The 22,861-nt window shown below is 66.4% G+C and carries 13 protein-coding genes; 6 read left to right on the plus strand and 7 right to left on the minus strand.

Annotation, left to right across the window (positions count from 1 at the left end; translation table 11 throughout):
- The 3 genes from AB7O82_RS17465 to AB7O82_RS17475 form a co-directional block, all read right to left on the minus strand.
- The coding region (locus tag AB7O82_RS17465) for a RidA family protein (RefSeq protein WP_428619860.1) at positions 1 to 251 on the minus strand (251 nt) is incomplete at its 3' end.
- Positions 252 to 259: 8 nt separating this feature from the next.
- On the minus strand, positions 260 to 838 hold the full coding sequence (locus tag AB7O82_RS17470) for a VOC family protein (protein WP_428541983.1): 579 nt from the start codon (positions 836 to 838) through the stop codon (positions 260 to 262).
- A gap of 246 nt (positions 839 to 1,084) precedes the next feature.
- Positions 1,085 to 2,614: a fused MFS/spermidine synthase gene (locus tag AB7O82_RS17475; protein WP_428619862.1), complete on the minus strand. Its 1,530-nt coding sequence runs from the start codon at positions 2,612 to 2,614 to the stop codon at positions 1,085 to 1,087.
- A gap of 202 nt (positions 2,615 to 2,816) precedes the next feature.
- On the opposite strand from AB7O82_RS17475, the gene AB7O82_RS17480 reads away from it, so the two are divergent.
- Positions 2,817 to 3,962 carry an MFS transporter gene (locus tag AB7O82_RS17480; RefSeq protein WP_428541989.1) on the plus strand — a complete coding sequence of 382 codons (1,146 nt, stop codon included), beginning with the start codon at positions 2,817 to 2,819 and terminating at the stop codon, positions 3,960 to 3,962.
- A gap of 208 nt (positions 3,963 to 4,170) precedes the next feature.
- Here AB7O82_RS17480 and AB7O82_RS17485 read toward each other — a convergent pair whose 3' ends face one another.
- Entirely contained in the window at positions 4,171 to 5,787 is a 1,617-nt protein-coding gene (locus AB7O82_RS17485) for a GMC family oxidoreductase (RefSeq protein WP_428541992.1), read from the minus strand.
- A 194-nt stretch (positions 5,788 to 5,981) separates the two neighbouring features.
- Positions 5,982 to 6,458, minus strand: coding sequence for an L-2-amino-thiazoline-4-carboxylic acid hydrolase (locus tag AB7O82_RS17490; protein WP_428541995.1), 477 nt, complete (start codon positions 6,456 to 6,458; stop codon positions 5,982 to 5,984).
- A gap of 114 nt (positions 6,459 to 6,572) precedes the next feature.
- Between AB7O82_RS17490 and AB7O82_RS17495 the strand changes: the two genes are divergently transcribed.
- Together AB7O82_RS17495 and AB7O82_RS17500 are read left to right on the plus strand one after the other, a co-directional pair.
- Entirely contained in the window at positions 6,573 to 7,463 is an 891-nt protein-coding gene (locus tag AB7O82_RS17495) for an alpha/beta hydrolase (RefSeq protein ID WP_428541998.1), read from the plus strand.
- Between the two features lie 67 nt (positions 7,464 to 7,530).
- Entirely contained in the window at positions 7,531 to 7,986 is a 456-nt protein-coding gene (locus tag AB7O82_RS17500) for a hypothetical protein (protein WP_428542001.1), read from the plus strand.
- A gap of 13 nt (positions 7,987 to 7,999) precedes the next feature.
- Here AB7O82_RS17500 and AB7O82_RS17505 read toward each other — a convergent pair whose 3' ends face one another.
- Positions 8,000 to 8,713 (minus strand): YbaY family lipoprotein, encoded by a 714-nt coding sequence (locus AB7O82_RS17505; RefSeq protein WP_428542004.1) that lies wholly within the window; start codon positions 8,711 to 8,713, stop codon positions 8,000 to 8,002.
- A gap of 183 nt (positions 8,714 to 8,896) precedes the next feature.
- Positions 8,897 to 9,229 carry an H-NS family nucleoid-associated regulatory protein gene (locus AB7O82_RS17510; protein ID WP_428542007.1) on the minus strand — a complete coding sequence of 111 codons (333 nt, stop codon included), beginning with the start codon at positions 9,227 to 9,229 and terminating at the stop codon, positions 8,897 to 8,899.
- Here AB7O82_RS17510 and AB7O82_RS17515 point away from each other — a divergent pair, their 5' ends adjacent.
- From AB7O82_RS17515 to AB7O82_RS17525, 3 genes are all read left to right on the plus strand, one after another.
- Positions 9,230 to 9,532 carry a hypothetical protein gene (locus AB7O82_RS17515; protein ID WP_428542010.1) on the plus strand — a complete coding sequence of 101 codons (303 nt, stop codon included), beginning with the start codon at positions 9,230 to 9,232 and terminating at the stop codon, positions 9,530 to 9,532. It abuts the gene before it with no gap.
- A 158-nt stretch (positions 9,533 to 9,690) separates the two neighbouring features.
- A complete protein-coding gene (locus AB7O82_RS17520; protein ID WP_428619864.1) occupies positions 9,691 to 13,818 on the plus strand; it encodes a Calx-beta domain-containing protein in 4,128 nt (1,375 codons plus the stop codon).
- 668 nt (positions 13,819 to 14,486) lie between these two features.
- Positions 14,487 to 22,859, plus strand: a complete 8,373-nt coding sequence (locus AB7O82_RS17525; protein ID WP_428619866.1) for a Calx-beta domain-containing protein — start codon at positions 14,487 to 14,489, stop codon at positions 22,857 to 22,859.
- Positions 22,860 to 22,861 lie beyond the last annotated feature (2 nt).

A 22,861-nucleotide genomic window follows, 5' to 3' on the forward strand; every position in this document is an offset into this window, starting at 1 on the left:
GCTGCCGGATTCTTCACCCAGAAGGTGATCTTGATGATGTCGTCGACCGTCGCGCCGGCGGCCTCGACGTCGTGACGGATGTGGGTGAACACGTTGGCGACCTGCTGCTCCAGCGAATCGGGCAGATCGCGCGTACCCGGATTGGTGCCGCCGATCACGCTCGACATGATGACGTTGCCGATCCGGCTGGCATTGGGGATCGGGTTCTCGTGGCGCGGCAGCTTGCCGTTGACGCTCTTGCGCTTGGCCATGGTCGCGATCACTCCGCCGGCACTTTGTCTTTGCCGAACGTCGGAACGCCGTGCGTGCGGTCCTCGAGCGCCTCGGCGCCCTCAGTCGGCAGGACCTTGACGAAGTTGAGCGCACCGTCGATGTCGCCCGCCCATACCTCGCGCGGCAGGTCGTAGACGAACTCGACGCCATAGCCGTTGGGATCGTGGATGTAGAGGCTGTGAGTCATGCCGTGCTCGACGCGGCGGTCGAACTTGACCCCCTTGGCCTGCAGGTAGGCCAGGTGCTTCAGCCACGATTCGCGATCCGGCATGGTGATGGCGATGTGATTGACGGCGACCGGCATGCCGAACATGGCCCACTCCTTGGGCGGCGCCGGCAGGTCGCGGTTCTCGACCAGGGCGATGTCGTGATGATGGCTGTCGCCGTTCTCGCGCACGCCGCTGTAGAAGCGCATCTTCGGTGGATTGGGGCGCTGTACCGTCGGCTTGATCTCGCCGACCTGTCGGAAGCCCACGATCTCCGTCCAGAAGCGATGCGATTCCTCGATGTCGCGAACGTTGAGGACGAGATGATTGATGCCCCGTGGCGTAACTGGCTTGTCCATGTCTCGGTTCTCCCGGGTTGGATTCCTCCGCACCTCGTGTGCGATCAGCTCTTACGGCTGCCGATGATACCGCCAAATGGCAGCATGCGCTCCCCCACCGTACAGGCACCGGTTGGTAACCGGCAGGCCAACGCAATCGACGCGCCTTGTCTTCGCCGCCCGCGAGTCTAGCCAACCGGTCAGCATGCCGAAACGATCAATCTCATCATGGGCTGCATAACCAACAATTATGTAGCGAACGTCGGTTCAGGTGGCCGATGGAAGCGGGAGCAGGGCGCTCGCGGACCCGTCGGGAGCGGGATTGGCCAGCCGCAAATCCTCGACGATGCCGGCGAACTCAATGCCATAGGCGGTCTCGAGAAGCGTTGCCCGCTCGGCCAGCGTCGCCCAGGCGAGATCGCCGATCTCGCCCGACAACCCGACGACGATGGTGCTGTCGGTCTCGCCGACAGGTATCCGCAACAGGCGGCCCGAGAAGCTGCGGCCGATGCGCTCGACGAAGAGATTGAACTGCACGTCGAAGCTCCACAGGTGGATCAGCGCCGCACCGCCGGTGGCGAGCGCTGCCCGGCAATCATCGAAGAACTCCTGCGAATAGAGATTCTGCGGCGTGCCCAGCCCATCGAAGATATCGAGCAACAGCGCATCGGCGCTGCCATGGTGATCGCGCAGGTATCGCGCGCCGTCGCCCTGGATGACCTGCAGCCGGTCGTCATCGGCGGGCAGCTGGAAATGGCTGCGGGCGACGGCGATGACATCGGCGTCGATTTCGACCGCCCGCGTGCGGATGCCCGGCGCAAAGCGATGAAGGAACTTCGGTACCGATCCGCCGCCCAGCCCGATCGTCACGACCTCGCGGGCGCGCGGAACGAACAGCAGGAAGCTCATCAAGGCGCGGCTGTGGGGATGGACCAGCTCGAAGGGCTGCTCGAGACGCATCGAGGATTGGCTGATCGGCGTTCCAAGATGCAGGGTGCGCAACCCGTCCATCTCGATGATGCCGATGTCACCCTTGATCGGCACATGCGCCTTGTTCAGGCGCAGGGATCGCCGGTAGCTGGCGTCCGCATCGGCCAGGCGGCCGAGAGCGCGCAGTACCGTCCCATGGTTGGTGTGGAACTCCGAGTTTCGCGGCATCAGGCCGACCGCCTTGGCGTAGCTCTCCGCCGCCTCCTCGAAACGTCCGAGGCGGAAGAGAGTGCGCCCCCTTTGATTGTGTGCGTGGGCGTGGCTGGCACTCAGCGCCAGGAGCCGATCATACTGCGCCAGCGCCTCGTCGTACCGCTTGGCGCGGAAGTGAACGTTGCCGCGGCCATAGAGCGCTTCCGGCACATCGGGCTTCAGCGCGAGCGCCCGCTCGTAGCTCGACAGCGCATCCTCGTTGCGGCGCAGCTCGACGAGGACATTGCCGCGATTGACGTGCGCCTCGGCAAGATCGGGCTTGAGCGCGATCGCCTTGTCGTAGGTCGCCAAGCCTTCCTGAGGCTGACCCGTCCTGGCCAAAAGGCTTCCATAGTTGAGTAGGGCGCCGATGTCGTTCGGACGCATGCGCAAGGCCGCTCCGAGCAGGTCGCGCGCTTCCGCGAGGCGGCCCTGCTGCAGGCGCACCACCCCCATCACATACGTGGCATCGAACTGATCCGGTTGGGACCCGAGCACGGCGCGGCAGGCCGACACCGCCTTGTCGAACTCGCCCTTCTGGAGCGATCGCCACGCCCGATTGATCAGCTGGGCCGGTGTCTTCTTGCCAGCCTGCGTTGGCAGGTAGTTCTTCATCAGCCGTCCAATGTAAGGGCACTGCGCACAAACGTCGCCCAAATTCCCTCGGCGCACTGCGAAACGATGCTTGGACCGAACGTCATCGGGGACGATTCCGTCGACATTGCGATGTCGTCGCGGCACTGTTGGGGACGCCGCCGCATCGTTTCGCCGGAGCCCGCTTATTTTCACGCTTTACCTCGCGCTCGGCGCGATGTTCGTGCAGCAGACCTTCGCGACCGTCGGTCGCTCGACGGTACCGCTGATTGCCGCCGCCATCATCGCGGATCTGAAGATCGATCCGGCGCTGGTTGGAATCTACCTCGCCATCGGCTCCGTGGCGGGCTTCCTGACGACGCTGGGCTGCGGCGGCTTCATCCTGCGCTACGGCGCCATGCGCATGACCCAGGTCGGCATGGCCGCTCTCAGCCTCGGCCTCGCCGTGATCGCCGTCGGGTGGCTGCCCCTGTTCGCCATCGGCGCCATGGTGGCCGGCCTCGGCCAGGCCGTGTCGACGCCGTCGAGCTCGCACCTGCTCGGCCGCCTGTCGCCGCCGCGGCTGGCGCCGCTGGTCTTCTCGATCAAGCAGACCGGCGTGCCGGCCGGGCTGATGGTTGCCGGCATCGTGGCGCCGGCCCTGGTCGCGATGTCGGATTGGCGCACGGCGGTCCTCCTGATCGCCCTGGTTTGCGGCCTTTCGGTCGTCGCGCTACAGCCGCTGCGCGCCCGCTTGGATGTCGATCGCAATCCCGGCCAGCCGCTGTCGCCGGCCGACATCCGCGCCAACGTGGCGAGCGTGGTGCGCGATCCGGCGCTGCGCGCCCTTTGCCTGGCGATGTTCAGCTTCGTCGGCCTGCAGTCGCTGTTCACCGGCTTCTTCGTGCTCTACCTGGTGCGCGGCCTGGGCTACGACCTGGAACGGTCGGGGCTGGTGTTCGCCATCGCCGTCGCCATCGCGGTTCCGGCCCGTATCGGCTGGGGCTGGCTCGCCTCGCGCTTCGTCCGTCCGGCCGTCCTGCTCGCCTGGCTCGGTATCGGCATGGCGGCAGCCGCAGTGCTGACCGCCCTGATCGATCCGGCGTGGCCCACCTGGGCGGCGACCATTGTCGCCACCCTGCTCAGCGTCACCGCAGTGAGCTGGCATGGCGTGCTGCTGGCCGAGGTCGCGCGCCTCTCCCCGGTCGGCCGCATCGGCGCCACGACCGGCGCGGTGCTGGCGTTCGGCGACGCCGGCTCGCTGGTCCTGCCGCTGCTGTTCAGCGCCGCCCTCGCCCTCACCGGCGGCTACGGCATCGGCTTCCTGATCGGTGCGGGGCTGGCCTTCGCCGTCGGCCTGCGCGGCCTGTGGCAGCGCTACCTCGGATAGACGCTAACTTCAGAACTCCTGACACAGCCCCGGGTCAGGAGTTCTAAGCCTGACCTTTCCCATGGGCGGCGCCTCTTTGCTGGGAGCGCGCCACTCCGATGGCGCTCTTTGGATGGGTCATCACCAAGAAGAGCGCCATCGGAGCGTCGCGCTCCCAGCAGAAGAGTCCACCTCTTATTGGTGGCGCGCTCCCAGCCGTGGGCACTGCCTAGGCGGCCTGCTCCAAGATCATCGCCGCCGCCTTTTCGCCGATCATGATCGAAGGCGCATTGGTGTTGCCCGAGGTCAGTGTCGGCATGATCGAGGCGTCGGCGACGCGCAACCCGTCGATGCCGTGCACGCGCAAGCGCGCATCCACCACGGCCATGGCATCGTTGCCCATCTTGCAGGTGCCGACCGGATGATAGGTCGTCTCGGCGACCTGCTTCACCCAGTCGATGATCTCGTCGTCCTTGCGGCGCTGGGCGCCGGGCGCGACCTCGGTCACCTGCAGCGGCGCCATCGCCGGCGCCGTCATGATGGAGCAGGCGATGCGCACCGCGCGCACGGTGAGCTCGGCATCGATCGGCGCCGACAGGAAGTTGAAGTTGATCGCAGGCGGCCGGCGCGGGTCGGCCGAGACGATGTGGATGCTGCCGCGGCTCTCCGGCCGCATGACGTGGGCGTAGCAGGTCATGCCGGACTGACGGGCGATACGCGGGCCTCGCGGCCCGGGCTCGGTGAACATCGGCACCCAGCCGAGCAGCAGGTCGGGTGCTTCCAGCCCGTCGCGCGAGCGCACGAAGGCGCGCAGCGGCGCTCCTACCATGCCGAGCAGGCCCTTGCCGGTGAAGGCGTAGCGCAGCGCCTGCCAGACGAGACCGAGGCCGCGGCCGCGATCGTTGAAGGTGATGCCTCTGGTGCCGATCGCCCAGCGCGTGCGCGGCGCATAGTGATCGCGCAGGTTCTCACCGACACCCGGCAGTGCGTGCCGCACCGCGATGCCCAGTCCCTTGAGGCGCTCGGGCTGGCCGATACCCGAGAGCTCGAGCAGTTGCGGCGAGTTGACCGAGCCGCCGCTGACCACGACCTCGCGACCGGCACGCGCCTCGCGCGTTGCGCCGCCGGCAGCGTAACGCACGCCGACGCAGCGACTGCCGTCGAGCAGCAGGCCGTCGGCCGCAGCACCGGTCTCGATGCGCAGATTCGGGCGCTTGCGGATCGGCGCAAGATAGCACTGCGCCGTGCTCATGCGCCGGCCGGACGCGATCGTCGCCTGGCTCATGGCGATGCCGTCCTGGCGCGCGCCGTTGTAGTCCGGGTTGTGCGCTATGCCGACCTGGCCCGCCGCCGCGATGATGGTGGCGAAGATGCGGTCACGCGGCTCGGGATTGGTGACGCGCAACGGACCATCACGGCCGCGGAAGGCATCGTCGCCGCCGCCCTGGTAGCTCTCCATGCGCTTGAAGTGCGGCAGCACGTCGGCGTAGCTCCAGCCGCGATTGCCGAGCTGCGCCCAGGTGTCGTAGTCGTGCGATTGCCCGCGCACGAAGGCGAGGCCGTTGATGGCGCTCGACCCGCCGAGCAGCCGGCCGCGCGGCACCGGCAGGCGCCGTCCGTTCGTGCTGGCCTCGGGTTCGGCGCTGTAGAGCCAGTTGGCGGCGGGATTGGTCAGCAGGCGGGCGTAGCCGACCGGCAGGCGCGACCAGGGGTTGCTGGCCGGGCCGGCCTCGAGCAGCAGAACCTTGTTGCGCGGATCGGCCGACAGCCGGTTCGCCACCACCGCTCCGGCCGATCCGGCGCCGACGACGATGTAATCGTAATTCTTCCCCTCGCTTGCCGACACGCCTCAGCCTCCCCGCGACTGCACTCGGCGAAACCTTCCGCTCAAACGCTGCTCCAGTGCAAGTGCTTGTCGATCATGCTCTTCCGCTGGGAGCGCGCCACTGCGATGGCGCTCTTCTCGCCGATCACACATCCCATGAGCGCCATCGGAGTGGCGCGCTCCCAGCCATGGGCTTCCTTCACGCAGCGGCCGCGCTACTTGAAGCGATAGCGGAAATCGCAGTAGGGCGCCCCCTGCATGATGGTCTGGGTGCGCCGGAACTCGACGTTTGCGCCGCCGATCTCGGCAATATGGAAGTCGGAGTCACAGAGCAGGATGCCGCCGAGCTCCGGTTCGCCGAGGCTCTTGAAGAACTCGGCGTATTGACAGCGCGTGACGTTGTACTCGCGCACCGTGCCGTCGTCGCGCAGCATCTCACGGTCGACCGCGGCGCCGATACGCGGGCGCATGTCCTCGGCCCACACGGCGTCCCATTTTTCGCGCGGCATCCCGGGCTTGGACTCGCCGATGCGATGATAGAGGGCGCGCGCCCACTGGCGCAGCGCATCGCCGACGATGGCATCGGCGCGCGACCTTCCGAGCTCGGCGCGTAGGGCGCGCAGCACGGGCAGGATCACCTCGGCCTGCAGCTTGACCTCGTCGAGCAAAGAAATCCTGGCAGTATCTGGCATGACTGAACCTCGGTTCGCGACGCGAAAGCATATACCCGAAATCGCGGGCGCGGCAGCCACTCCTGGGTTACCCGGATCGCCTGGTCCTCTTTCAGCATCGAAGGAATGTTTGCCATGACCATCGCCCAGCTCGAATCCCTGGTCTCCCTGCTGCGGTCGCGACCAGCGCCTGCCGTACCGGTCGTCGCCGAGGCGCGTGCGCGCTTCGAAAAGATGGCCGACTTTCTCGGCGGCGCGCCCGATGCCAAGTGCGAGATGGTCGACGCGGGCGGAGTGCCGGCGGAATGGGTGGCGCCCCCCGGTCACGATCCGCAGCGCGCGATCCTCTACCTGCACGGCGGCGGATACGTCATCGGCTCGCTGGCGACGCATCGCCGTCTCGCCTACGACATCGCCGCGGCCTGCGGCGCGCGGGTCCTGCTGATCGATTACCGGCTGGCGCCCGAGCATCCCTTCCCGGCCGCAGTAGAAGACGCCGCCAAGGCGTGGCGCTGGCTGTTGCAGCAGGGTTTCGCGCCCAACCGGTTGGCGATCGCCGGAGACTCGGCGGGTGGCGGTCTCACCATTGCCACCCTGGTCAATCTGCGCGACCAGAAGCTTGGCCTGCCGGCCTGCGCCGTGGCCATATCGCCGTGGGTCGATCTCGAGGGACTGGGCAACAGCATGGCGACGCGCTCGGCTCAGGATCCGATAGTGCAGAAGGACAGTCTGAAATGGTTCGCCGCGCAGTATCTCGGCACCACCGCCGCTACGACGCCGCTCGCCGCACCCCTGCACGCCAATCTCGACGGCCTGCCGCCGATCCTGGTCCAGGCCGGCACCGCGGAGACGCTGCTCGACGACGCGACGCGGATTGCCGAGAAGCTGCACACCGCGGGCGTCGAGGTACGGCTGGCGATCTGGCCGAACATGCTGCATGTCTTCCCGCTGTTCGCGCCGATCCTGTCGGAGGGACGCGACGGCTGCCTCGAGATCGGCAGCTTCATCCGCAGCAAGTGCGCCTGAAACGGGGCGCGGCGCCACCTTTGGCGGCGAGCCGCGTTGACCTTGGCCAGGACTGGAGAGCTCGAGCATGCCCGGCCGATTGCTGATGCTGGCTGTCCCCTTTCTGCTGACTGCCGGCCTCGGTGCCTGCGCCAGCGTGACCCTGGCACCCGGCGCGCAGGACATCGCGGGCAAGCAGTTCTCCCCGCCACCGGAGGGCCAGGCCGCGCTGTACATCTATCGTGAGGGCATCTTCGCCTCGGCCGTCCTGCTTCCCGTCTCGGTCGGCCAGCGCGCCATCGGAGCGCTGGCCGTGGACACCTGGTTCCTGGTCGACGTGCCGCCCGGCACGTACGACGTGCGGTGCACGGGCGGGGAGAACACCGACATGCGGACCGTCCAGCTGGCGCCGGGGGAGACGCGCTACGTCGAGGCCGCGATTCGCCCCGGCTTCCTTGCCACTCGCTGCGCGGTGTTCGAGGTCGCGCCCGAAACCGGGCAGAAGGCAATCCGCGCCGGCAAGCGCGCCCTGGAAATTCCCTGACTGGAAAGCCGGCCTACTGCGGGCCGCTGGCCTCGACCTTGCGCAGGGTGAGATCGATGGGCTTGCCGATGTCGGCCGACGTGACTGTGCGCGGCTCAGCGAGCCTGAACAAGACCAGGCGGCCGAGCACCAGGCGGGCCGTGAGCGTGAACTTGCGTCCCGGCGTGGCGCTGTCCGTCGGCAGGCGCAGGGTGAAGGGTATCGGCACCGACCAGCCGGTGCGCACAACCTGCTCGGCGACGATCTCCCCCGGTGGGCCCTTCGACGGATCCAGCAGCTGAACTTGCAGCTCGACGCCGCGCGGCGGTGCGACCTTCTCGGCGTAAGTGGCCGACCCGGTGACCGCGACGGCGGGCGGCAACCGATCGCCCAGTCGCGGCAGCAGGTGGCTGGTGTGGAAGACCACGGCCTCGCCGTTCTCGTTGATCATGCAAGTGAAGCGGAACGGCACCGAGGACCCATCGCGCCGCTGTCGCATTCCGGTGCCGGTCACTGTGGTGGCAATCTGCTGGTTTCCGAACTTCTCCTCGGTCCGCTCGATGGTCACCCACGGCATGCCGTCGAGCGCCACGAAGCCGAAAGCCGGATCGGCCTGGCGCGTGTCGAAGCCGATCTTCCCGGCACAACGGGAGATCGCCGATGACGAGATGCCACCGGGCTCCTGGGCAAACGCCGGCAAGCTCGCCGCGCCGGCGAGCAGGACCAAAAGCGGGTACGAGACCTTCATCGACCGGACTCCTCGCACTGACTGTGCCACGAGCGAACAGTCGAGGAAACAACGCAGAAAGTGGCGGCGGCTTTCGGTCACCGTCACCTGCCGCTCACGGCGGCACGTTTCGAATTCGAAGTGTGTCCGGGTCTCACACGACACCGGAACGCGCGGCGCCGTGGGCAGCTTGCGATCGCGGCGTTAGATGGCGAAGTCTTCCAGCTTCTTGCCACCCTTCAGGGCAGCAACCATCCATCGCGGCTTCAGGCCGCGCCCTGTCCAGGTTTCGCTGCGGTTGGCCGGGTTGCGATACTTCGGCTTCACTTTCTTGCCCTTCAGTGCGCTGGCCCGGCCACCGCCCCTGGCGCGGCCATCCATGGCCTGATCGATGTCAGCCGTCGTGAGCTTGTACTTCTTCAGCACGGCCTTGAGCTGCTTGATGCCGGGCTTCTCCGTCTGCTTGAGAGCCTCGGCCTTGGCCTGAAGCTCGCGAATCTTCGCTTCGATCGATTTCAAAGAGGCACGACGCGGCATGTGACGACTTTCTCGTTTTTGGTGGTGGTTGGGTTGAGCGGATTATCCAGGAGGATCAATAAACCAGCACGTGACACGCCTAATACTAATTTCACCGCCGCCTCGTCAAACGGCGATTATGTCGAGCTGTGCAAGCTTCCTGCAATTTCGTCCTTTGCGCAGGACACCGCCAAAATCACGGCATGTGAGAACGACACCCGGTATTTTCAATTTCCGGGCGCATTCCTGGCGGCGCGGACGCACAATGGCATCGATGAGCCTGCAGGCACATTGACGAGACGAGGAAAAGAGTTTCCAATTTGATCGGGAAGGTGTGCAGCGAAATCGAAATCGACCATTAGGCTAGCAGTAGCCTGCGCTGTCGCCGGGAAGGTAAGTTCGATGTCCATTGCCTTGTTGCTACGCAACGGAAGTCGGTACGGCAAATCGTCGCCCGGCCGGCATCCCGTCTAGAGGCCGCCATGGCAACATTCCTGGTCAATGGTCTCGGCGGCGCCTCGGGTTTCGGCGAGAACGCGATGCCGCGCCTTGACGACACGCCCTCGCTGTTCATCGACCTCACCGCCGTAATGCCTGGCGGCCTTAACTTCTTCGGAACCATCTATACCGGCCTCTTTCTCAACTACAATGGCAGTGTGACGTTCGGCTCGGCGCTCGAGGAATATACCCCGACGGCAATCACGGCCTCGTCCAACATTCCGATCATTGCGCCCTTCTGGGCAGACACCGATACGCGAAGCGGCACCACGGCGGCGTCGCCCGGCGGCACGTCGACCGGCTCGAACCTCGTGTGGTACGACCTCGATGCCACAGGCCATACCTTCACCGCCACGTGGGACGACGTCGGCTACTACGACGAGCACCTCGACAAGCTGAATGCCTTCCAGCTGCAGCTGATCGCGGTCGGCACCAGCGGCGATTTCGACATCACGTTCCGTTACGAAACCATCAATTGGACGACCGGCGACGCATCGGGTGGAGACGGCGGGCTGTTCGGTCAGGTGGCCGTCGCCGGATACTCCTCGGGCGACGGCGAAAGCTACTTTCAACTGTCGCAAAGTGGCAACCAGGCGGCGATGCTGGCGCTGCCGACGGCCAGCAACGCTTCCACCCCCGGCCTGTTCAGCTTCAGCGTCCGCCAGGGCGTGCCCGTGGTCGCGCAAATCTCGATCGCGGCAAGCAGCGCCGACCAGCCGGAAGGCAACAACGGCTTCACGCTGTTCACCTTCACCGTGAGCCTGACCGGCGACACCTCGGTGGAACGAACCGTCTCCTATGCCGTCACGGGCACCGAAGGTGCCGATGCTGCGACGGACAGCGACTTCGATCAAGGCATGCTGCCTGCCGGTACCGTCTCGTTCGGCGTCGGCGATACGGTGCAGACGATCACGGTGAAGGTGCAGGGCGACACCGCGGTGGAAGCCGACGAGACGTTCCTTGTCACGCTGTCGAACGCGACTGGCGGCGCCACCTTCGACGCCGACAAGGCGACTGGGACGATCCGCAATGACGACCGCTCGATCGTGTCGATCGCCGCCCTGTCCGCCAATGCGAGCGAAGGCAACAGCGGCACGACGGCCTTCACCTTCACGGTGAGCCTCGATCGGGTCGGCGTGATGGATCAGGCTGTCGACTGGAGCGTCGCCGGCACCGGCACGCATGCCGCCGATGCAGCCGATTTCGGCGGCGCCTTGCCGAGCGGCACGGCAATCATCGCGGCCGGCGAAACCAGCAGCACGGTGACGGTGCTGGTATCGGGAGATTCGACCGTCGAGCACGACGAAGGCTTCACGATCACCTTGTCGAATGAATCACCTGGCCTCAGCCTGGGCACCAGCGTGGCTGCTGGCACGATCGCCAACGACGATAAATCGATCGTGTCGATCGCGGAGGCGATCGCGTCGCGGCCCGAAGGCGACAGCGGCGCCATTTCCTACGAAATTCCGATCGTGCTCGATCAGGCCGCCGTCACTCCCCAGACGGTCGCCTGGGCCGTGACCGGCTTTGGCGACCATCCGGCCGACGCCGCCGACTTCGACGGCGCCCTGCCATCCGGGATCGTGACCTTCGCCGCGGGCGAGACCATGCAGACCGTCACGGTCACCGTCTCCGGCGACACGACGGTGGAGTTCGACGAGGGCGCCGTCCTGACGCTGTCCGACCAATCGGCCGGCCTCGCGCTCGGCACGGCATCGGCGCTCGGCATCATCCTGAACGACGACATGTCGATCGTGTCGATCGCAGCCTTGTCGGCAAGCAAGCCCGAGGGCGATGACGCCAGCACGCTATACGCGTTCACGATCACCCTCGACCAGCCGGGCGTCTCGCCGCAGACGGTCGATTGGACGGTGACAGGCTCGGGGACACATGCCGCCGACGGCGCCGACTTCGGCGGCCTTCTGCCGTTCGGTTCGGCAAGCTTCGGCGCCGGCGAGACCACCCGGACCATCACGGTCGCCGTCGCCGGGGACGGCGTCGCCGAGCCCGACGAAGGCTTCAAGGTCACTCTGTCGAACCACTCGTCCGGTCTCGCGCTGGGCATCGCCTCGGCGACCGGAATCATCCAGAATGACGATTCCGCGACGGTCTCGATTGCAGCCGTGACAGCCGCCCTGGCGGAAGGCGACAGCGGCACCACCCTCTTCGATTTCGAGATTTCGCTGAGCCAGCCCGCCGTCGGAGGCGAAACCATCGGATGGTCGCTGTCGGGGGCCGGCGCTCATCCGGCCGACGCCGCCGATTTTGGCGGTGCCTTGCCCGGCGGAACGGTGACGTTCGCAGAGGGCTCGACCAGCGCCATCGTGAGCGTTGCGGTCTCCGGCGACACGAAGGCGGAATTCGACGAGGGCTTTGCCGTGGAGCTTTCCGGCCCCTCGCCCGGTTTGACGCTCGACACGTCCACGGCCGACGCAACCATCCTGAACGACGACACGCCCGTCGTGTCGATCGCCGCCGCCGTCGCGATCAAGGCCGAGGGCAATGCCGGAACGACCGCCTTCACCTTCACCGTGTCGCTCGATCAGGCGGCGACGACCGACCAGCCGGTCGATTGGACGGTGGCCGGTTCCGGCGACCAAGCCGCGGACGGGGCCGACTTCGGCGGCTCGCTACCGACCGGCAGCGTGACGTTCATTGCCGGCGAAGTCAGCAAGACGGTGACCGTGCTGGTCGCCGGCGACACGGTCGTCGAGCCCGACGAAGGCTTCAAGGTCGTCCTGTCGAACGTACCGTCGACGCTGGTGCCGGGCGTGACGACTGCCAACGGAACGATCGTCAACGACGACGCGACGGTGTCGATCGCTGCCGTGGCGGCGGGCATGGCGGAAGGCGATTCCGGCGTGACCGAGTTCGCCTTCGAGGTGACGCTGACCGGCGACAGCACGGTGTCGCACAGCATTTTGTACGCCGTATCGGGCTCGGGAGAGAATCCGGCCGACGCGGCTGATTTTTCCGGCGGCGCGCTGCCCACGGGGACTCTCACCTTCGGCATTGGCGAGACATCCAGGACGATCCTGGTGAAGGTCGCGGGCGACACCTCCTTCGAATCGGACGAAACCTTCGCGGTCGACCTGTCGAGCCCGTCGAGCGGGCTCACGATCGCCACCGGATTGGCCGGCGGCTCGATCCTCAACGACGACACGGCCGGCCCGCCGCAGCCTACCGTCGTGCACGACGATGCCTATGTCGGCTTGGCTGGCCAGGCCCTGTCCATGAGCGCCGCCAACGGCGTCCTGTTCAACGACAGCGGATCGAACCTGGCAGCGAGCGAGGTGAACGGACCGGCGCACGGCACCCTGATGGTCGATGCCGACGGTGGCTTCACCTACACGCCGGGCGAAGGGTTCGCTGGCACCGACAGTTTTCGATATCTCGCCTTCGGCGAGCTGGGCGGCGAGTATCGCACGGTCGACGTCCACATCGCCCGGCTGACGCCGGACGCGACCCTGGATCTCCTTTCCCTGACGGCGGAACAACAGGTAGCGCTCGCCTACACGACGTTCTTCAGTCGCGGCGCCGACGCCGCCGGTTTCCGCTTCTGGGTCGGCGAGTTCGAGGCCGGCCTGCCGCGCCTCGGTCCAGCCGCCCTGTTCTCGGCCATTGCCGATGCGTTTGCCGCCAGCACCGAGGCCAGGACCCTCTATCCGTTTCTCGACCACGCGCGGGGCGCGAGCGATGCCGAGATCGGCGACTTCCTGGACGGCATCTACAACAACCTGTTCAACCGCTCGGCGGACGCCGGCGGGTTGGCCTATTGGACGGGGCAGATCCGCGAGGCCATCGCCTCGGGCCAGTTCGTCGGCTCGATCCTCGACGATATCCTGGGTGGCGCCCGCAATTCGGAGGCCGGCCAGGACGTCATGACGGTGCTCGGCAAGATCGCGGTCAGCCTGAGCTACGTCCATGACCAGCAGCGCTTCCATGCACCCTGGACGGCAGTGGATGACGGCGCCGCGGCCATCGACCTGCTGCGCGCCGTCACCGCCGATCCCCAGACCGTGCTGGTCGGTGTCGTGCAGGCCTACGACCTCACCATCGCCAGCCTGGCGCGGGCCGACGGCTTCGGCGAGGTCCCCATCTCGGCCTTCTAGAAGGGTGGGTGGCAGAAGTCGACACATCCGCAATCCTCCCCTTGTGGCGCTGTAAAAAGCGCCACAGGAGGAGGTGCCCCATAGGCGTTAAACTAAGAAGAATCTTCACCCTGAGGAGCGGCCCGCAAGGCCGCGTCTCGAATCGGGCGAAGTAGCCTTCGCCCTTTGGTCGGCAAGGGAGGGACCGCTGCGACACCGCTTTTTTCAACGATCTACTGTGTGGCCCATCCTTCGAGACGGCCGCTGCGCGGCCTCCTCAGGATGAGGATTCTTCTTAGTTTGACGCCTATGCGGAGGTGCCCCGTCATACGGGGCGGAGGGAGAAAGCCGCACCCGAGATATCTCCGACTGCGACATCGGAATCGGAAACGACCGAACTCGGGCTTTCCCCCTCCGGCCCTTGTGCCACCTCCCCCGATGATGGACGATGATAGGGGAGGGATACGTGAGCGGCCGCCTCCAGATCATCAACAGCTTCATCACAAATCCACCACTTTGTCGGTGGATTGACTGCCGGCGCAGACTTGTCAGACGGGGCGCGTTCGTACAGTCGTTCCAAGCGGGTGCCGCCTTCCCGGCGGACAGTGCGAACGTCTGGAGAACGGCCCGGCTGTGAGCGGCCCTAACCCAGGGTTATAGTCGGGCAGTCCGGGAGATCTTCTTCGACCATGACATCCAGTGTCGTTTTCATCGATTGGCGGGTGGAAGATCCCGGATCGATCATTGCAGGTCTGCCCGCTGGCAGCGCCTGGTACATCTTGGCGCCCGGCGAGGACGGCATTGCCCAGATCCGTCGCATCGTCGCGGACTATTCGAACCTCGACTCCCTCCAGATCGTCTCGCATGGCCGAGAAGGTACCCTGCTCCTCGGCAGCTCGATAGTCGACGCGGCGAGCCTGACGGCCGAAGCCTCCGCCCTGGCGGAGATCGGCGGTGCCCTGTCGGCAACCGGCGACCTGCTCCTCTATGGCTGCGACGTCGGACAAGGCGAGCGCGGCCGCGCCTTCGTAGACGCTCTGGCGAACCTCATCGGCGCGGACGTCGCCGCGTCGGCCGATCGGACCGGAGCGGCGGCCTTGGGCGGCAACTGGAGCCTGGAGGTTGCCAGCGGGGCAATCGAAGCGCCGGGTATCAGCGGCGCCGGCTATGCCCAGCTGCTCGGTCCGGCCGCGGTGGCGATTGCGCCCGCGATCGCCTTCAAGGCAGAGGGCCTGTTCGGGACTTCGACCTTCACCTTCACGGTCACGCGCACGGGCGATCTCTCGGCGGCACAGACCGTGGACTGGACAGTCTCCGGCGCCGGGCCGAATCCGGCCGTGGCCGGCGATTTCTTCGGCGGGGTGTTCCCCTCCGACACCCTGAATTTCGCCATCAACCAGACCACCGCCACGATCACGGTGACTGTACAAGGCGGTTTGGCAGCGGAACCGACCGAAGCTTTCAGCGTCACGCTGTCCAATCCCAGCCCCAACCTGACGATCAATACTGCGACGGCCTACGGCACGATCCTCGATGGCGCCGGCATCGTCTTTCGCGCTTCGATCAATGAGCAGGCGGCCGAAGGCAATAATCACTCCTCCGAGCCCGCCCTCGCGCCGGGCGGCACCTTGGTCGCCTTTGCCAGCCGAGCCGACAATCTCGTGACTGGCGACGGCAATGAAAATGCCGACATCTTCGTCAAGGACCTGACGACCGGCCTCGTCCAGCGCATCACGATGGGCTTTGCCGGAGACGAAGCGAACAACAACTCCTCCTCCCCCGTCTTTTCCCCGTCAGGAGGGAAGATCGCTTTTGTCAGCGGGGCGAGCAACCTGGTGGTGGGCGACTCCAACTTCACGCAGGACATTTTCGTCTGGAGCAACGGCACCATCACGCGGGTGTCGACGGACGCCCTCGGCAATCAGGCCAACGGCTTTTCGGATGCGCCGGCCTTTTCGGCCGACGGCACCAAGATCGTCTTCGTCAGCTCCGCCAGCAATCTGGTTTCCGACGATACCAACGGAACAGAAGACATCTTCGTAAAGGATCTGACCAGCGGCGCAATCCAGCGAGTCAATACGACAGCGTCGGGAGACGAGGCCGAAGGCGATGGAGAAGGCGGCGGCTACTCCACCGAACCCGTCTTCTCGCCGGACGCCAGCCGGGTAGCGTTCGTCAGTGTCGCCGACAATCTGGTGACGGGCGACACCAATGGCGTTGCCGATGTCTTCGTCAAGACCCTGGCCGGTGGCGCGATCGTGCGCGTCTCGACGAACGCGAGCGGCGCCCAGGCAAATGGCGACTCGTCCAATCCGGTCTTTTCGGCCAACGGCAGCCGTGTGGCCTTCACCAGCGCCGCTTCCGACCTGATCACCGGCGATACTAACGGTGTTGGCGATATCTTCATCAAGAACCTATCCGACAATTCGATTGCACGAATTTCTACGGACGCCGCGGGAGCACAGGCCAACGGCGCCTCCTGGGGCGCCGCGTTCTCGCCGGATGGCGCGCGGATCTTCTTCGTTAGCGCCGCCTCGAATCTGGTGGCCGGCGACACCAACGGCGTTGCCGACGTTTTCGTCAAGGACATGTTCACCGGGGCGATCGCGCGCGTCTCGACGAATTCCTCCGACGGCCAGGCGACAGGCGGTGATTCCAGCCAGTTCGTCCTGTCGTCGGACGGCAACCGGCTCGCTTTCTACAGCTCCGCAACGAACCTGGTGAACGGCGGCGACAACGAATCGACCGACATCTACGTCCGGTCGGTGAGCACCGTCGTCGTCTCGGCAACGGATGCAATCAAGGCCGAAGGTCAGTCCGGCGCGACGTCCTTCACCTTCACGGTGACCCGGTCAGGCGATACGACCCAGGAGCAGAGCGTCGAATGGGAGGTTGACGGCTCGGGCGGAAGCCCTGCCGATTCGGCCGATTTCGGCGGGTCGCTGCCCTCCGGCTTCGTCGTCTTCGACCCGACGGAGACCAGCAAGACCATCACAATTTCCGTGTCGGGCGATGCGGATATCGAGCTCGACGAAGACTTCACGATCACCCTGTCGGCTCCGTCGCCGGGCCTCTACATCATGGCCCCGTCGGCCAGCGGCACGATCCAGAACGACGACGCGTCGGTCGTCTCGGTCACGCCGCTGTCGGCGGTCAAGCCCGAGGGCAACAGCGGCACGACGGCCTTCACCTTCACGGTGAGCATCGACCAGTCGATCACGAACCTGGAATCGGTCGAATGGGCGGTCACCGGGTCGGGTGGCCATCCGGCCAATGCCACCGATTTCGGCGGCACGCTGCCGAGCGGGCTCGTGACATTCACGTACTACGACACGAGCGCGACCGTAACCGTCTTCGTGACAGGCGACACCACCGCCGAATTCGACGAAGACTTCACCGTCACCCTGTCGAACGCCTCGTCCGGACTCGTGATCGGCACGGCGACCGCCACTGGGACGATCCAGAACGACGATGCCGCCACCGTGTCGATCGCGCCTTTGTCGGCGAGCAAGCCCGAAGGCAACGGCGGCAACACGTCCTTCACCTTCACGGTAGCGCTCAACCAGGCCACCGTGACGAGCCAGACGGTCAATTGGGCCGTCACTGGCTCGGGTGGACATGCCGCCGCTGCCGCGGATTTCGGCGGCTTGCTGCCGTCCGGAACGGTGACCTTCACCGCCGGCGACACGACGGAGACGGTGACGATCACCGTGGCAGGCGACACCACGGTCGAGTTCGACGAGGAGTTCACCGTCACGCTGTCGAATGCCTCGTCCGGTCTCGTGATCGGCACGGCGGCGGCCAGCGGCACGATCCAGAACGACGACGTCTCGACGGTCTCGATCGCTTCCTTGTCTGCGGTCAAGGCCGAAGGCGACAGCGGCACCACGGCCTTTACCTTCACGGTGAGCCTCGACAAGGCCGGCGTGGTCAGCCAGACCGTCAATTGGGCGGTGACCGGTTCGGGCTCCCATGCCGCCGATGCCGCCGACTTCGGCGGCTCCCTGCCAGCCGGCTCGGTGACGTTCGCGGCGGGCGAAACCAGCACGATCGTGACCGTCCTGGTGTCGGGCGACGCTACGGTGGAATTCGACGAGGAGTTCACCGTCACCTTGTCGAGCGCCTCGTCCGGTCTCGCGCTCGGCACGACGACCGCGGCGGGCACGATCCAGACCGACGATCGCGCTGTCGCGTCGATCTCGGCGCTGTCCGCCGTGAAGGCAGAAGGCAACGGCAGCTCCACCGCCTTCACGTTCGCGGTGTCGCTCGACCGGACCTTGCTGGTCGATCAATCGGTCGACTGGACGGTGGCCGGCTCCGGCACGCATGCCGCCGACGCCGCGGATTTCGGCAGCTTCCTGCCTTCCGGCAGCGTGAGCTTTGCGGCGGGCGAGACGAGCCAGACCGTCACGGTGTTCGTGGCAGGCGATACGGCGATCGAGTTCAACGAGGATTTCGTCGTCACCCTGTCGGGTGAATCGTCCGGACTGATCCTGGGGAACTCCTCGGCGTCCGGGACGATTCAGAACGACGACGTCTCGGTCGTCTCGATCGCGCCGCTGTCGGCCAGCAAGCCGGAAGGCAGCAGCGGCTCCACCTTCTTCACCTTCACCATCAGTCTCGATCAGGCCGGCGTCACTTCCCAGACGGTGAATTGGGCGGTAGCGGGCAGCGGCGCCCATGCGGCCAATTCGGCCGATTTCGATGGATCGCTGCCCTCCGGAAGCGTGACTTTCGCGGCCGGCGAGACAGCCAAGACCGTGTCGGTGTCGGTGTCGGCCGACACCACGGTTGAGTTCGACGAGGACTTCACCGTCACCTTGTCGGGCGCGTCCTCCGGCCTCGCGCTAGGCACGGCCGCGGCGAGCGGGACGATCCAGAACGACGATCGTTCGATCGTTTCGATCACGGCGCTGTCGGCCATCAAGCCCGAGGGCAACAACGGCACGACGGCCTTCACCTTCACGGTGAGCCTCGATCAGACCGGCGTCACCGGCCAGACCGTCGACTGGTTCGTGACTGGTTCCGGCGCACACGCGGTCGACGCCGCGGACTTCGGCGGATCCCTGCCATCCGGCAGCCTGGCCTTCGCCGCCGGCGAGATCAGCAAGATCGTGACGGTGACCGTCTCGAGCGATACCGCGGTCGAGTTCGACGAGGATTTCACGGTCGCCCTGAAGAACGTCTCGGCCGGCCTGACCCTGGACACATCGTCGGCCGGCGGCACAATCCAGAACGATGACCGCTCGACCGTATCGATCGCGGCACCGTCTGCAGGCGTGGTCGAAGGCGACAGTGGCACGACGCCCTTTACCTTCACGATCATGCTTGACCAGGCGGGCGTCACCGGCCAATCGATCGACTGGATGGTCGCCGGCACGGGAACCCACCCGGCCAGCGCAGCCGATTTCGGCGGCGCCTTGCCCTTCGGCGCCGTCACCTTCGCGCCGGGTGAAACCACCAAGACGGTGACCATCGACGTGTCGGGCGATACGGCGCTCGAGCACAACGAGAGTTTCACCGTCGCTCTCGCCAATCCGTCGAGCGGCCTGACGCTCGGTGCACCGTCGTCGATCACGGGCGCCATTACGAACGACGATGGCCTGATCGTGTCGATCGCCGATCTGTCGGCGGTCAAGGACGAGGGCAACGACGGCGAGGCGCTGTTCACCTTCACGGTACGGCTCAATCACCTCCTGGAGGTCGACGGCCCTACGGTCGAGTGGGCGGTAACCGGGTCGGGCGATCATCCGACCGACGCCGGCGACTTCGGCGGCACTCTGCCATCCGGGACGGTGACCTTCGGGCCGGGCCAGCAGGTCGTGGTCGTGACGGTGCTCGTCTCGGGCGACACCCTGGTCGAGCTCGACGAGACCTTCACCGTCACGCTGTCCAACCCGGCCGAGGGACTCTTCCTCGGCGAGGACACGGCGAGCGGGATCATCAGGAACGACGATGTCGCGGTCGTGTCGATCGCCGCCGAGCCGGCCGAGAAGGCAGAGGGGAACGGCGGCGGCATGACCCCCTTCACCTTCACGGTGTCGCTGGACCAGGCAGCCGCGACCGCACAGAGCGTCGACTGGTCGGTGACGGGTATCGGCACCCACGCCGCTTCAGCCGCCGACTTCGCCGGTGGCCTGCTGCCGTCCGGAAGCGTGACCTTCGCCGCCGGGGAGACCAGCAAGACCGTGACCGTGCAGGTGACGGCCGACGGGACAATCGAGTTCGACGAGGGTTTCGCCGTCACCCTGGCCAATGCCTCGTCGGAACTGGTGCTCGGCGCGACAACGGCATCGTTCAGCGTCGATAACGACGATCTGCCCGTCATATTCATCGCGGCGGAGACGGCGAGCCAACCCGAAGGCGACAGCGGCACGACGTTGTTCACCTTCACGGTGACGCTGGACCAGACGAGCGTGACCGGGCAGTCGGTCGATTGGTCGGTTATCGGAAGCGGTGGGCATCCCGCCGATGCCGCGGACTTCGGCGGCACCTTGCCGTCGGGGACGGTGACCTTCTTGCCCGGCCAGACGAGCCAGGTCGTGACAGTGGCGGTGAGCGGCGACAGCACCGTCGAATTCGACGAGGGTTTCGGAGTCACGCTGTCGAACGCATCGGCCGGTCTCGCGATCGGCGTTTCGACCGCCAGCGGAACGATCCAGAACGACGACAAGGTCGTCGTGTCGATCGCAGTCCTGTCGGCCGACAACCCGGAGGGCGACAGCGGCTCGACCGCCTTCACCTTCATGGTGTCGCTCGATCAGGCCGCTGTCGCCGGCCAAACGGTCGACTGGAGCGTCTCCGGGTCGGGCGTGCATCCGGCCTCGACCACGGATTTCGGCGGCCTGCCGCCGTCCGGCACCGTGGCCTTCGCCGCGGGCGAAACCAGCAAGATCGTGACGGTCCTGGCGTCAGGCGACACCGTCGTGGAGTTCGACGAAGGGTTCGCTGTCAGCCTGTCGAACGCATCGGCTGGTCTGGTGATTGGCACGGCGACGGCCGCCGGGACGATTCGCAACGACGACGGATCCGTAGCGTCCATCACTGCCCTCTCGGCCGCGAAGCCCGAAGGCGACGCCGGCCTGACGCTGTTCACCTTCACCGTGACCCTCGATCAGGCCGCCCTCGCGGAGCAAACCATCGCCTGGTCGGCGACAGGATCGGGAACGCATGCTGCCGACGCCGCCGACTTTGGCGGCACGCTGCCGTCGGGAACGATGACCTTCGCCGCCGGCGAGGCCAGCACGACCGTGACCGTGGCGGTGACGGGCGACACCACGGTCGAGTTGGACGAGGAATTCACCGTCACGCTGTCGGCGCCGTCTGCGGGAATTCAGCTCGGCACGGCCAGCGCGCACGGGGTCATCCAGAACGACGACAAGCTCGAGGAGATCAAGCCGACGGTATCGGTCGCCGCTCAGTTGGCCATTAAGCCGGAGGGTACCGGCGGCGGCACGACCGCCTTTACCTTTCTGCTGTCGCTGGACGGGGCGGGCACGACCTCCCAGACCGTCGACTGGTCGGTCGTGGGCTCCGGCGCTCATGCCGCCGACGGCGCCGATTTCGGCGGGGCGTTGCCGTCCGGCACCGTGACCTTCGCCGCCGGCGAAACCGTCAAGACAGTGACGCTGCTGGTGTCGGCAGATGCTTCGCCGGAGTTCGACGAGACCTTCGACGTCGCGTTGGCCAACGTCTCCGCCGGGCTGGCGCTGGGCACGGCGTCGGCCTCCGGGACGATCCAGAACGACGACCTGTCGGTGTCGATCGCTGCTCTCGCCGCTACCAGGACGGAAGGCAACGCGGGCACGACACCGTTCACGTTCCTGGTCACCCTGAGCGGCGATACGTCGGTCACCCGGAGCGTCGAGTATGCCGTCACCTTTTCAGGCGGCGACCCGGCGGTGTCCTCGGATTTCGCCGGCAACGCGTTCGCCGCCGGCACGGTCAGCTTCGCGCCCGGCGAGACCACCAAGATCGTCGTGGTGGACGTCGCCGGCGACGTCGTGAAGGAGGCGAACGAGACCTTCGCCGTGACGCTGACGAACCCGTCGGCCGGTGTAGTCATCGGCACGGCGAGCGCCACGGGAACAATCCTCAACGACGACGTGCTGCCGTCGCTGCCGCCGGTGGCGCACGACGACGCCTATATCGATTTCCCGGGCCAGGCACTGCATATCGGCGGGGCGAGCGGCGTGCTGTTCAACGACGGCAGCACTGTTCCGTTGACCGCGAGTCTCCTGACCGGCCCCGCTCACGGTACACTGAGCCTCGCCGCCGACGGCGGCTTCGACTACACGCCGGAAGCCGGCTTCTTCGGCATCGACAGCTTCAGCTACCGCGCCACCGGCGTCGGCAGCACCAGCGACGAGCAGGGCCTGATCTATGTCGCGCCCCTGGCGATGGGTGAGACGACCACGCTCGACCTCACTCGGCTCACGGCCGAGGAGCAGGTGGCCGCCACCTACGCGGCCTTCTTCGGTCGGGGCGCCGACGCAAAGGGCTTCGCGTTCTGGGTCGATGAATTCACCGCCGCCTCGGCGAGCCAGAGTGCCGCCACGCTGTTCGCCAACATCGCCAGCTCGTTCGCGGTCAGCGACGAGGCCAAGAGCCTGTATCCTTTCCTCGTCAACCCGTTCGACGCAAGCGACAGCCAGATCGGCGACTTCCTCGACACCATCTACAACAATCTGTTCAACCGCTCGGTCGATGCCACCGGGCTCGCCTATTGGACCGGCCAGATCCGCGACACCCTGGCATCGGGCGGACTCGTGGGCTCGGTCCTGACCGACATCATGAGCGGCGCGCAGAACACGACGGAGGCCCAGGACATCACGACCGTGATGGGCAAGGTCGCCGTGAGCCTGAGCTACGTGCACGACCAGGAGCGCTTCAACGCACCGTGGACCGCAGCCGACGACAAGACGGATGCGACCGCCCTGCTGCACGCCGTCACGGCAAACCCGCAAACCGTGCTGGTCGGAATCGTGCAAGCCTATAACCTTGCGCTCGCTGGCCTCGCCCGCACGGACGGCTATGGCGAAACCCCGGGCGGCATGAACTGAGC

Origin of the sequence: Reyranella sp. (genome assembly GCF_050185545.1) — a bacterium.
GTDB lineage: Bacteria > Pseudomonadota > Alphaproteobacteria > Reyranellales > Reyranellaceae > Reyranella.

Coding starts and splice junctions, on each gene's coding strand:
- AB7O82_RS17475 (WP_428619862.1), bottom strand. CDS start 2,614: ATGAAGAACTACCTGCCAACGCAGGCTGGCAAGAAGACACCGGCCCAG.
- AB7O82_RS17510 (WP_428542007.1), bottom strand. CDS start 9,229: ATGCCGCGTCGTGCCTCTTTGAAATCGATCGAAGCGAAGATTCGCGAG.
- AB7O82_RS17500 (WP_428542001.1), top strand. CDS start 7,531: ATGCCCGGCCGATTGCTGATGCTGGCTGTCCCCTTTCTGCTGACTGCC.
- AB7O82_RS17525 (WP_428619866.1), top strand. CDS start 14,487: ATGACATCCAGTGTCGTTTTCATCGATTGGCGGGTGGAAGATCCCGGA.
- AB7O82_RS17495 (WP_428541998.1), top strand. CDS start 6,573: ATGACCATCGCCCAGCTCGAATCCCTGGTCTCCCTGCTGCGGTCGCGA.
- AB7O82_RS17505 (WP_428542004.1), bottom strand. CDS start 8,713: ATGAAGGTCTCGTACCCGCTTTTGGTCCTGCTCGCCGGCGCGGCGAGC.
- AB7O82_RS17490 (WP_428541995.1), bottom strand. CDS start 6,458: ATGCCAGATACTGCCAGGATTTCTTTGCTCGACGAGGTCAAGCTGCAG.
- AB7O82_RS17470 (WP_428541983.1), bottom strand. CDS start 838: ATGGACAAGCCAGTTACGCCACGGGGCATCAATCATCTCGTCCTCAAC.
- AB7O82_RS17520 (WP_428619864.1), top strand. CDS start 9,691: ATGGCAACATTCCTGGTCAATGGTCTCGGCGGCGCCTCGGGTTTCGGC.